The organism is Jatrophihabitans sp. (genome assembly GCF_036388195.1).
In the GTDB taxonomy this organism is placed as follows: domain Bacteria; phylum Actinomycetota; class Actinomycetes; order Mycobacteriales; family Jatrophihabitantaceae; genus Jatrophihabitans_A.
In genome coordinates this window covers 1-9,411 of the sequence record NZ_DASVSG010000088.1, presented here as the reverse complement: position 1 = coordinate 9,411, position 9,411 = coordinate 1, and the positions used below count along the sequence as shown (strand labels likewise).

Annotated in this window: 10 protein-coding genes; 7 read left to right on the top strand and 3 right to left on the bottom strand. The window is 70.7% G+C overall.

What is annotated here, in order from left to right; genetic code table 11:
* Positions 1–225: 225 nt before the first annotated feature.
* The 4 genes from VF612_RS09345 to purM all read left to right on the top strand — a co-directional run bounded on the left by VF612_RS09345 (position 226) and on the right by purM (position 3,973).
* Positions 226–474, top strand: coding sequence for a helix-turn-helix transcriptional regulator (locus VF612_RS09345; protein WP_408659584.1), 249 nt, complete (start codon positions 226–228; stop codon positions 472–474).
* 38 nt (positions 475–512) lie between these two features.
* On the top strand, positions 513–1,064 hold the full coding sequence (locus VF612_RS09340; protein ID WP_408659583.1) for an MOSC domain-containing protein: 552 nt from the start codon (positions 513–515) through the stop codon (positions 1,062–1,064).
* Positions 1,065–1,196: 132 nt separating this feature from the next.
* Positions 1,197–2,789 (top strand): amidophosphoribosyltransferase, encoded by a 1,593-nt coding sequence (gene purF, locus VF612_RS09335; RefSeq protein ID WP_408659582.1) that lies wholly within the window; start codon positions 1,197–1,199, stop codon positions 2,787–2,789.
* Positions 2,786–3,973, top strand: a complete 1,188-nt coding sequence (purM, locus tag VF612_RS09330) for a phosphoribosylformylglycinamidine cyclo-ligase (RefSeq protein WP_408659581.1) — start codon at positions 2,786–2,788, stop codon at positions 3,971–3,973. The genes purF and purM overlap by 4 nt, the downstream gene beginning before the upstream one ends.
* Positions 3,974–4,032: 59 nt before the next feature.
* On the opposite strand, the gene VF612_RS09325 is transcribed toward purM, so the two are convergent.
* Positions 4,033–4,236, bottom strand: coding sequence for a DUF3073 domain-containing protein (locus VF612_RS09325; protein ID WP_408659580.1), 204 nt, complete (start codon positions 4,234–4,236; stop codon positions 4,033–4,035).
* A gap of 372 nt (positions 4,237–4,608) precedes the next feature.
* On the opposite strand from VF612_RS09325, the gene VF612_RS09320 reads away from it, so the two are divergent.
* From VF612_RS09320 to VF612_RS09310, 3 genes are all read left to right on the top strand, one after another.
* Entirely contained in the window at positions 4,609–4,821 is a 213-nt protein-coding gene (locus VF612_RS09320; RefSeq protein WP_311422163.1) for a BldC family transcriptional regulator, read from the top strand.
* Between the two features lie 145 nt (positions 4,822–4,966).
* Positions 4,967–5,812 (top strand): patatin-like phospholipase family protein, encoded by an 846-nt coding sequence (locus VF612_RS09315; RefSeq protein ID WP_408659579.1) that lies wholly within the window; start codon positions 4,967–4,969, stop codon positions 5,810–5,812.
* Complete coding sequence (locus tag VF612_RS09310) at positions 5,809–6,828, top strand: 1-acyl-sn-glycerol-3-phosphate acyltransferase (protein WP_408659578.1); 1,020 nt, start codon at positions 5,809–5,811, stop codon at positions 6,826–6,828. Before VF612_RS09315 ends, VF612_RS09310 begins: the two co-directional genes overlap by 4 nt.
* 86 nt (positions 6,829–6,914) lie before the next feature.
* On the opposite strand, the gene VF612_RS09305 is transcribed toward VF612_RS09310, so the two are convergent.
* Positions 6,915–8,063, bottom strand: a complete 1,149-nt coding sequence (locus tag VF612_RS09305; RefSeq protein WP_408659577.1) for a CaiB/BaiF CoA transferase family protein — start codon at positions 8,061–8,063, stop codon at positions 6,915–6,917.
* A gap of 121 nt (positions 8,064–8,184) precedes the next feature.
* Positions 8,185–9,411 (bottom strand): 3-hydroxyacyl-CoA dehydrogenase family protein (locus VF612_RS09300; protein WP_408659576.1); only part of this gene is annotated, 1,227 nt, incomplete at its 5' end.

The window sequence follows — 9,411 nt, the reverse complement described above, 5'->3', positions numbered from 1 at the left end:
CACGGTGAGGTCGACGGGCCTGCCGGCTTCGTTCATGGCGACGGCTTCACGCGCGACTGGACGAGAGACGCAGAACTGCCCGTGATCACGGCCGGGCGGTAGGTCGCAGAAGGTGGCGTGCGGACGCGGCATGGCGCTCAGCCTTCCCGGTGAGTTGCGGTCCTCACCACAATAGTCAACGAACCTGTACTGCAGTCAAGGTTCGTTGACTGCCAGTCTGTGCGGGTGCCCCGTCGACCCGAGCCCAACCATGAGGCGCTGCGGCACGAACTGTCCCGGTTGCGGGCCGAGAAGCGGCTCACCTACGACAAGCTCGCGGAGCTCACCGGGCTGTCCCGGACGGTGCTGATCAACCTGGAGCACGGCACGACGCGTGGTTCGCTGGACACCTGGCACCGGGTCGCCCATGGGCTCGGTGTGCCGCTGGGCAGTCTCATGGACCAGCTCTGCCACGGACACCGCCCACCGTCCTAGCGCCGACGTCCCTGACGCCCGGATGGAAGAATCGCCGGGTGAGCAGCGAGCAGCCGTCCGTGATCGCCGTCAGCGCGCACCTACGGCACCGGTTCAGCAAGACCCCCGCCGAGCAGATCACCCTCATCGCCGGCCACGGTGTCGAAGGTGACGCGCACGCCGGCGCCACCGTCAAGCACCGCTCCCGGAAACGCTGGACCCCGGCCGCGCCGAACCTGCGCCAGGTGCACCTGATGCACGCCGAGCTGTTCGACGAGCTGGCCGAGCAGGGCTTCGACGTCGAACCCGGCCAGCTCGGCGAGAACATCACCACCCGCGGGCTGGACCTGCTCACCCTGCCGGCCGGCACGCTGCTCAAGCTAGGTCCTGAAGCAGTGGTAGAAGTCACCGGTCTGCGCAACCCGTGCGTCCAGATCGACAGGTTCCAGGCAGGCCTGCTCAAGAAGGTGCTCCTCCAGGACGAGGACGGCAAGCCGGTCCGCAAGGCCGGCATCATGAGCGTCGTCGTGCACGGCGGCCCCGTGAAACCGGGCGATCTCATCACCCTGGAAATGCCCGCCGAGCCGCACCGCGCCCTCAAACCGGTCTGACCCAGCCACTCCCGCCGCAGCCGGTAACCCACCGCAGTAAAGACCCCTACGAGCGCCAAAACCGGCAAACAGCTCCGGCGTTGCACGGCGGTTGATGCGCGAGCACCGGAAGCCACCCCTTAGACTGGCCCCGTGGCGCGCGGAGACGGCAAGCTGACCCATGAGCTCGATCCACACGACCAAGGCCCGCAGGATCAATGCGGCGTCTTCGGTGTCTGGGCACCCGGTGAAGAGGTGGCCAAGCTCGCCTACTTCGGGATGTACGCCCTGCAACACCGGGGCCAGGAGGCCGCCGGGATCGCGGTAAGCGACGGCTCCTCGATCCTGGTCTACAAGGATCTCGGCCTGGTCTCCCAGGTCTTCGACGAGGCGACGCTGGCGACCCTCAAGGGCCACATCGCCCTCGGGCACACCCGCTACTCCACCACCGGCTCCTCCACCTGGGAGAACGCCCAGCCGGTGTTCCGCACCACCGCCACCGGCACCGGAATCGCACTGGCGCACAACGGCAACCTGGTCAACACCGCCGAGCTGCACGAAGCCGCCAGCGGCAACGGCGGCCGGGACCGGGGATCGCTGGCCGCCACCACCGACTCGGACCTGATGACCGAGCTGCTGGCCGCCCATCCGGACGTCTCGGTCGAAGAGGCCGCCATGCGGGTGCTGCCCACCATCAAGGGCGCCTTCTCGCTGGTCTTCATGGACGAGCACACCCTGTACGCCGCGCGCGATCCGCAGGGCGTCCGGCCGCTGTCGCTCGGCCGGCTCGAGCGGGGCTGGGTGGTCACCAGCGAATCCGCCGCGCTCGACATCGTCGGCGCCTCCTTCGTCCGCGAGATCGAGCCCGGCGAGCTGATCGCGGTCGACCAGGAGGGCCTGCGCTCGCAGCGCTTCGCCAATCCCAGCCCCAAGGGCTGCGTCTTCGAGTACGTCTACCTGGCCCGGCCCGACACCACCATCGGCGGACGTTCGGTGCACTCGACCAGGCTCGAGATCGGCCGGCGGCTGGCCAGGGAGCATCCGGTCGAGGCCGACCTGGTGATGCCCACCCCCGAATCCGGCACCCCCGCGGCGATCGGTTACGCCGAGGCGTCCGGCATCCCGTACGGCACCGGGCTGGTCAAGAACGCCTACGTCGGCCGGACGTTCATCCAGCCGTCCCAGACCATCCGGCAGCTCGGCATCCGGTTGAAGCTCAATCCGTTGCGCGACGTCATCCGCGGCAAGCGGCTGGTGGTCGTGGACGACTCGATCGTGCGGGGCAACACCCAGCGCGCCGTGGTGCGGATGCTGCGCGAGGCCGGCGCAGTCGAGGTGCACGTCCGGATCGCCTCGCCGCCGATCAAGTGGCCCTGCTTCTACGGCATCGACTTCGCCACCCGGGCCGAGCTGATCGCCAGCGGCCTGGACGTCAACGGCATTCGCGCCTCGCTCGGCGCCGACTCGCTCGGCTACGTGTCCCTGGACGGTCTGATCGCCGCCAGCGAGCAGCCCAAGACCCGGTTGTGCCGGGCCTGCTTCGACGGCGAGTACCCGATTCCGCTGCCCCAGGTGGTGGGCAAGCACGTGTTGGAAGGCATCGGCCGCGCGGTGGACGCCTCGGGGGCGATGAACGGCTCGCCGGCGATGAACGGCTCGGCGGCGATGAACGGCTCGGCCGCGCTGGGCCGGGAGCCCGAGCGCACCGAAGGCTACGCCGACGCCGAGGCGCTGCGGCGGACGTGAGCACGCCGATCGCAGCCGGCTCCGCGACCGAAGGCCGCCAGGCTGCCGATCCGGCCTCCTCTGCCGCGGGGCCGGCCTCCTACGCCGCGCGGCCGGCCTCCTCTGCCGCGGAGTCTGCCTATGCAGCCGCCGGCGTCGACATCGAGGCCGGCGACCGGGCCGTCGAGCTGATGAAGGCCTCGGTCTCCCGCACCACCCGCCCGGAGGTGCTGGGCGGCCTCGGCGGCTTCGCCGGGCTCTTCCAGCTCGATCTCACCCGCTATCCGCAGCCGATCCTGGCGACCTCGACCGATGGGGTGGGCACCAAGCTGGTGCTGGCCCAGCAGTTGGACCGGCACGACACCATCGGCATCGACCTGGTCGCGATGGTGATCGACGACCTGGTGGTCGTCGGCGCCGAGCCCCTGTTCATGACCGACTACATCGCCACCGGGAAGGTGACCCCGGAGAAGATCGCCCAGATCGTGGCCGGCATCGCCGAGGGTTGCGTCCGGGCCGGCTGCGCGCTGGTCGGCGGGGAGACCGCCGAACACCCGGGTGTGATGGGCCCCGACGACTATGACATCTCCGGTGCCGGCACCGGCGTGGTCAACGCCGACGCGGTGCTGGGTGCGGACCGGGTGCTGGCCGGCGACGTGCTGATCGCGATCGGGTCCTCCGGAGTGCACTCCAACGGCTACTCCCTGGTGCGGCACGTGCTGGCCGGCAGCGGCCTCACGCTCTCGGACACGCCGGCCGAGCTCGGCGGCCGGACCCTCGGCGAGGAGCTGCTGGAACCCACCAGGATCTATGCCCAGGACTGCCTGCAGCTGATCGCCGACGGTGGCGTGGCCGGCGTGCACGCCTTCTCCCACATCACCGGCGGTGGCCTGGCCGGCAACCTGAGCCGGGTGCTGCCCCCAGGCCTGCAGGCGCACGTCGACCGGGCCAGCTGGTCGCCGTTGCCGATCTTCGGAGTCCTTGCCCGAGCGGGCGGGCTCGGTCGGGCCGAGCTGGAGCCGGCCTTCAACCTCGGGGTAGGCATGGTCGCCGTGGTGTCGGCGGGATTTGCCGACGCGGCTCTGCAACTGTTGACCGCGCGGGGGCTCACGGCGTGGCGGCTGGGTGATATCCGCCACAGCGCAGGCAGCGTCAGCCAGGATCGGGCGCGGCTGAGCGGGGACTACGCCACTAGCAGCTTCTAGCTCAACGAAGCCGCGAGCGATCCGGGTGGAAGCAGGCGCGACAGGGACGCGAGCTGGGCCTAGCGGGGAGGGGCCACCCAGCTCGGATCGTCCTCGAGATCGTCGTCGACGTACGGATCGCCGTCCGAACCGGTCTCAGTGTAGCCGGGCTCGGCTGGATGGCCGAGTTCCCGCTGGAGGGCTGTGAAGTCAGTGCTCTGGGAGTTGTACTTCAGCTCCCGAGCCACTTTTTGCTGCTTTGCCTTAGCACGGCCGCGCCCCATGGCTCGACCCCCTCGCTCGCACGGTCATCCGGGCGGAGTCGCTAGGGAAGTCCGCGCCGGGAATGAGTATCAATTCGTAGGTCGAGAGTACATCGCAGGCCCGTCCCGCCGCACACCACCCGGAAGGCTGGCGCCGAGCGTGTTGAGCGGCCACGGCGACGGCCTCGGAGCCGGCACGCTAACGGGGTGTGTCGCTGTGATCACCAACTGTGTAAGAAATACAGCGAAATTCCGGTTCGATATCAAATCGTGATCTATGGAGGTGAACTTCATAGCGTGCAGACAAGAAGTTGCATCGGAAACTGGTGCATACTTCCTAGGACGTCGCAACGGGATGCGCGTTATAAATATCCAGGAAGGGGGCGAGGGTCAATGACCAATCCTCGTCAACGTACAGAGTCTGAGCCACTACTGACTCCGTCAGAGGTGGCGACGCTCTTCCGAGTCGACCCCAAAACGGTTACTCGGTGGGCGAAGGCTGGCAAGCTTACCTCGATTCGCACGCTCGGCGGCCACCGTCGCTACCGTGAGTCGGAAGTTCGCTCGCTACTCGAGGGCAACACCAATACCCCTGCAGAGGTGTAATCCAACCAACGCGTGGCCGAACGCCGCAGCCCCTACCGGGTCTGCGGCGTTCGTCATGTCACGGCAATATCGCCTGAGCCGCCCGACGCGCCGGTCGGAGCGGGCTCGTCGGTCGTGCGGCTGAGCGGTTAGGCATGATCAAGGCATGGCCGAGCCGAGACCGCGATGCGAGGTGGCGTTCGTGCTGGGCGGCGGCGGGGTGCTCGGAGCAACCCAGGTGGGCATGGCGCGGGCGTTGCTGGAGCACGGGATCCGTCCCGACCTGGTGCTGGGAACCAGCGTCGGCGCGCTGAACGGGGCGATGCTGGCCGCCGACCCCAGCCTGGAGGCCGCATCCCGGCTGGCCGCGTTATGGGTCAAGCTGGCCGACTCGGCGGTGTTCTCCGGATCGGTGTTCGGCCGTGCCAGGACCCTGATCCGGCACGGCACCCACCTGCACTCCTCTGACCCGCTGAGGCAACTGGCTGCCGAACATCTGCCGGTGGGCTCCATCGAAGAGCTGCAGGTGCCGTTCCAGTGCGTGGCCGCCAGCATCGAGCGAGCGACCTCGCACTGGTTCACCGCCGGCCCGATCACCGAGGCGGTGCTGGCCTCGTGCGCGGTGCCGGGGCTGCTGCCGCCGGTGCTGATCGACGGCGAGCACTTCCTGGACGGCGGCCTGGTGCACTCCATCCCGGTCGGGCGCGCGGTGGCCCTCGGCGCCCGGACCATCTACGTCCTGCACGTCGGGCGGGTCGAACAGCCGCTGCGGGCGCCGCGCTTCCCGTGGGAGGTCGGCCTGGTGGCCTTCGAGATCGCTCGGCGGCACCGGTTCGTCGAGGAGATGGCCGCCCTGGGCGATGAGGTGGAGGTCCACGTGCTGCCCAGCGGTGACCCGGACACCCCACTGGTGACGATGCGCTACCGGGACGCCTCCCGGGTCACCGATCGGATCGAACGCGGTTATGCCGCCTCCGCCAGGTACCTGGAGCGCTCGGGCAGCGCTGGATGACGGCCGGCCTGCCGCCGCGGTGGGTGCGCCGGTGCCTGCTGGATCCGCTGTGGGTGCCGCTCGCGCTGCTGCTGAGCGCCCTGTTCGCGGTGCTGGGCGGGCTCACCTGGCTGGATGGGTTGCTGATCGGGCGCGGACGTCCGGTCAGGGGCAAGGTGTGGCGGCTGGCGTGGCTGGCTTCGCTCTACCTGGCGCTGGATCTGGTGATGCTGCTGGGCTGCTTCTGGCTGTGGCTGGCCAGGCCGTTCCGGCGCGCCGACTGGCTGCCGGCCCACCAGAGCCTGCTGCGCTGGTGCCTGGACCGGCTACGGATCGCCAGTGAGGCGCTCGTCGGGTTCACCGTGCTGCTGGACAGGCCGCTGCCACCGCCGCGGCCGGACTCGCCGGTTCCGCTGCTGGTGCTCGCCCGCCACGCCGGCCCCGGCGACTCGTTCGCGCTGGTGCACCTGATCGCCAGCGAGCTCGACCGGTGCCCCAGGGTGGTGCTCAAGGCCGCCCTGCAGTGGGACCCCGGCCTGGACGTTCTCCTGAACCGGCTGCGCGCCTACTTCGTGCCGTCGCGGTCGGGCGCCGGAGAGGACCGCACCGAGCCGCTGATCGAGCTGGCGAGCGGCCTGGACGGCAACGACGCGCTGCTGCTGTTTCCCGAAGGCGGCAACTGGACTCCCCGGCGGCATCGCCGAGCGGTGCGCCGGCTCTGGCGCGCCGGACGCCGGCGAGCTGCCCGGTCGGCGCAGGACAACGACCACGTCCTGCCGCCGCGGCCCGGCGGCGTGCTGGCCTGCCTGCGGGCACGTCCGGACGCCGAGGTGCTGGTGGTGGCGCACGCCGGCCTGGACACCCTGGTCAGCCCCAGCCTGATCTGGCGGGCGGTGCCGCTGGAGGACCGTCCGATGCGGATCAGCTGGTGGCACCACAGCGGGGCGATGATCCCCGCGGACGAGGCAGGGCAGCTGGACTGGCTGGCGCGGCAGTGGGACCGGATCGAGGAGTGGGTGGTCAGCCACTCGCGCTGACCCCGGCGCCGCGAGTTCAGCGCCTAGGGCGCCGGCGAGCTCAACGCTCAGGTCAGCCCAGGACGCCGGCGAGCTCAGCGCTCAGGTCAGCCCAGGACGCCGGCAGCCCGCAGCTCGGCCAGCCGATCGGCCGAGTACCCCAGCCCGGTGAGCACCTCGTCGGCGTCGGCGCCAAGCGCCGGTGGCGGGCCGGCCACCTCGGTGGGGGTGCCGCTGAACCTCGGCGCCGGGCTGGCGACCCGGACTCCGGCCACCTCGACGTAGGAGCCGCGGGCCTGGTTGTTCGGGTGCTCCGGCGCCTCGGCCAGGGTCAGCACCGGCGCCACGCAGGCGTCCGAGCCCGCGAACAGCTCGGCCCACTCATCGCGCGGCCGGCTGGCGAAGATGCCGGCCAGCAGATCGGCCAGCTCCGGGGCGCGCGCCGGGTCCAGCGGGGACGGGGTGGTCGCCGGGTCCAGGCCGAGCGTTTCCAGCAGGGTCTCCCAGAATTTCGGCTCCAGCGCCCCGACTGCCACGTACCTGCCGTCGGAGCAGGTGTAGCAGCGGTAGTTCGGGGCGCCGCCGTTGAAGATGTTCGCCTCCCGCTCATCGCGCCACAGCCCGTGCCCGTGCAGGGTGCGGACCATGGTGGCCAGGTACGCCGACCCGTCCACCATCGACGCGTCGACGACCTGCCCGGCGCCGGTGGACCGGGCGCTGAGCACCGCGGCGAGCAGCCCCACCGCCAGCGACATGGCGCCGCCGCCGAAGTCGGCGACGTAGTTGGCCGGTGGCGTCGGCGGTCCGGTCGCCGGGCCGATGCCGTGCAGCAGTCCGGAGATCGCCAGGTAGGTGATGTCATGGCCGGCGGTCGGGGCCAGCGGGCCGTCCTGGCCCCAGCCGGTCATCCGCCCGTAGACCAGCCGCGGGTTGCGCGCAAGGGCCACGTCGGGCCCGATGCCCAGCCGCTCGGCCACCCCGGGCCGGAACCCCTCGATCAGCACGTCGACGGCAGCCACCAGGTCCAGCGCCACCGCCGCCCCGGCCGGCTGCCGCAGGTCCAGCGCCACCGACTTGCGGCCACGGCCGAGCGGACCGGTCGCGCCCAGGATCGTCGACAGCGGATCGGAGCCGGGGGTCACCCGGTCGATCCGGGTCACCTCGGCGCCGAGGTCGGCCAGCAGCATTCCCAGAAAGGGCACCGGCCCGATCGCGGGCAGTTCCAGCACCCGGATGCCGCTCAGCGGACCGGGCATCAGCGCCCCACGCCGCTGGGAACGGCCGGCATCAGCCCCGCGCCGCTGGGGACGGCGGCCATCAGCCCCGCGCCACCGGACACGAGCGGTATCAGCCCAGCGCCGCTGAACCCGGCCGGCATCAGAACGTCTCGCCGTTCTCGGCCTTCTTGCGCAGCAGCCGCGGCGGGCTGAACCGGTCGCCGTAGCGCTCGGTGAGCCGCTCGGCGCGGGCGAGAAAGGCAGGCAACCCGATGCTGCCGGCTGTGCGCCCAGCGCCCTGGTAGCCGTTGATGTACTGCAGCACGCCGCCGGTCCACGGCGGGAAGCCGATGCCCATGATCGAGCCGATGTTGGCGTCGGCGGCCGTGCTCAGCACGCCTTCCTCCAGACAGCGCACCGACTCGAGCGCCTCGATGAACAGCATCCGCTCCTGCAACTCCAGCAGGTCGCGCTCGGCCGGGTTTCCCTGTACCGGGAACTCGGTGGCCAGCTCCGGCCACAACCCGGTGCGCGCGCCGGTCCCGTCGTAGTCGTAGAAGCCGGCGCCACGCAGCCGGCCGGGGCGTCCCAGCTCCAGCATCCGGTCGACCACCGCCTCGCCCGGATGGGTGGGCAGGCTGCCGCCGGCTGCCTCGGCCGCGTCCCGGGCCTCGTTGCGGATCTTGACGAACAGCTCCATGTTCAGCTCGTCGGCAAGCTGCAGCACCCCTACCGGATAGCCGGCCTGGGTGGTGGCCTGCTCGATGCTGGCCGGGTGCACGCCCTCGCCGAGCATCGCCAGCGCCTCGTTGACGAACATGCCGATCACCCGGCTGGTGAAGAAACCCCGGCTGTCGTTGACCACGATCGGGGTCTTCTTGATCTGCTGGGCGAAGTCCAGGGCGCGCGCGAGCGCCTCGTCCGAGGTCTGCTCGCCGCGGATGATCTCCAGCAGCGGCAGCTTGTCCACGGGTGAGAAGAAGTGCAGGCCGAGGAAGTCCTGCTTGCGCCGCACGCCCTCGGCCAGGGTGGTGATCGGCAGCGTCGAGGTGTTCGAGCCCAGCAGGGCATCCGGCGCCACCACCGGCTCCACCTCCCCGAACACCTGGTGCTTGAGCCGGACGTTCTCGAAGACCGCCTCGATCACCAGGTCACAGCCGGCGAGGTCGGCCACCGACTCGGTCGGGGTGATCCGGGCCAGCACCTCATCGCGCCTGGCCTCGCTCAGCCGGCCGCGCGAGACCGCCTTGTCCAGCAGGGCGCGCGAGTATTCCTTGCCCTTCTCCGCGGCTGCCAGCGAGACGTCGCGGAGCACCACCTCGATGCCGTTGCGGGCCGCCACGTACGCGTTGCCGGCGCCCGTCATGCCGGCGCCGAGCTCCGCCAC

What these genes read in the sequence shown, in the direction of transcription:
- VF612_RS09320 (WP_311422163.1), top strand. Translation starts at nt 4,609, where the DNA reads ATGACCAATCCTCGTCAACGTACAGAGTCTGAGCCACTACTGACTCCG.
- VF612_RS09305 (WP_408659577.1), bottom strand. Translation starts at nt 8,063, where the DNA reads ATGCCCGGTCCGCTGAGCGGCATCCGGGTGCTGGAACTGCCCGCGATC.
- VF612_RS09325 (WP_408659580.1), bottom strand. Translation starts at nt 4,236, where the DNA reads ATGGGGCGCGGCCGTGCTAAGGCAAAGCAGCAAAAAGTGGCTCGGGAG.
- VF612_RS09315 (WP_408659579.1), top strand. Translation starts at nt 4,967, where the DNA reads ATGGCCGAGCCGAGACCGCGATGCGAGGTGGCGTTCGTGCTGGGCGGC.
- VF612_RS09310 (WP_408659578.1), top strand. Translation starts at nt 5,809, where the DNA reads ATGACGGCCGGCCTGCCGCCGCGGTGGGTGCGCCGGTGCCTGCTGGAT.